The organism is Meiothermus granaticius NBRC 107808 (assembly GCF_003574355.1).
Classification (GTDB): domain Bacteria; phylum Deinococcota; class Deinococci; order Deinococcales; family Thermaceae; genus Meiothermus; species Meiothermus granaticius.
The window spans coordinates 1-1,248 of sequence record NZ_QWLB01000093.1 but is presented as its reverse complement, the minus strand read 5'-3'; the positions used below and the strand labels follow the sequence as shown (position 1 = coordinate 1,248).

The window sequence follows — 1,248 nt, the reverse complement described above, 5'->3', positions numbered from 1 at the left end:
TGCTCTGGTAAGTTAATCATCGCCACTCCTTCTGGGGTACAGGTGGGCCAGCTTGATGCGCGCGTCGGCGGCGGTGAAACGCCACTGGATAACGACCCTTTGCTGGTTCCTACGCTGGGCCCAAGCCTGAGTCTCGGCTTGGAGGGTAGCCAGGTCGGGAATGCGACGGCTCAGACACTGGCGCTCAAGCACCGAGAGCTCGATCTCGGCCATGTTCAACCACGAGCCATGCGCCGGGGTGTAGTGCCACTCGATCTTTTGCACCAACCGGAAGGCTTCTTCGGGAGCAAAGGCTTTGTAGAGGGCCGCAGGGCTGTGGTAGGAGGCGTTGTCGGTAACCAGGACGATCTTGCGGGCCTGGGGGTAGTGCAGATCCACAATCTCTTGGATGAGGTTGGCAAAGGTCAGGCTATCGGCGGTCCCCTCTACCCGCAGGCCACACCTGCCGGTCAGGGGTTCATTCCACAAGAGGATGCTGGCACTACCCTGGCGAGTGTACTCGTAGTCCTCCCGTCGAAGCTGGTTCGGCGCCGGAGGTAGTTGGCCCTGGGGGGTGTCACGCAGTTCCTTGCGCTTCTCGTCCAGGCAGATCTGGGAGTACTCAGGGTCATAGGGTCTAGCGTAGACCTCCAGCACATCCTCCATCTTGGCTACGAACGGTGCGCTGGCCTGGGGAGGGATGCACCAGCTCTGGACCGGGTAGCCGCTGTGCGGCTATGGCATATGCCACTCCGCCCCCTGCCAGGGTTTGAGCTGATTTTTTTAAGCCGCTTCATCACCGCTACATGGCTGATCTTGTCCACCAGCCCCAGCTCCACCAGCTTGTCCGCCAGCAGCCGCAGCGTCCACCGGGCCTGCCCTTTTTGACCGCTGCCCTCCTCCACCGTTTCACATGCCAGGGCGATCAGCCGCGCTTCTACCTCCCCGGTGATCTTCGGCCTCCGACCCGGGCGCGGTCTCTCTTCCATCGCCTCCCTCACGCCCCCCGCCACGTAGCGCTGGGCGATCTGGCTCACGGTACCGGGCCGCAAATCCACCAGCTCAGCCACTTCCCTTCCACTACGCTGTTCCCCCTGGCTTCGATCCAGCAGCAGCAGGGTTCTGGCCCGTTTGTACTTCCGTGCCCCGCACGCCATCTTCTTGACCATCTGCTCCAAGTGCTCACGTTCTTCGGCGCTCAGGTGTACCCTGCTGGTACTGGCTTGTTTCATGGAATTATTATGCCGGAATATTGGTTACCAGACCACT

At 61.4% G+C, this 1,248-nt stretch carries 2 protein-coding genes; both read right to left on the bottom strand.

What is annotated here, in order from left to right; all coding sequences use genetic code 11:
• Positions 1–12: 12 nt before the first annotated feature.
• Positions 13–636, bottom strand: coding sequence for an IS630 family transposase (locus tag Mgrana_RS16615; protein WP_170146516.1), 624 nt, complete (start codon positions 634–636; stop codon positions 13–15).
• A 14-nt stretch (positions 637–650) separates the two neighbouring features.
• A complete protein-coding gene (locus Mgrana_RS16610) occupies positions 651–1,211 on the bottom strand; it encodes a helix-turn-helix domain-containing protein (RefSeq protein ID WP_119358678.1) in 561 nt (186 codons plus the stop codon).
• Between the last annotated feature and the right edge of the window lie 37 nt (positions 1,212–1,248).

Coding starts and splice junctions, on each gene's coding strand:
- Mgrana_RS16610 (WP_119358678.1), bottom strand. CDS start 1,211: ATGAAACAAGCCAGTACCAGCAGGGTACACCTGAGCGCCGAAGAACGT.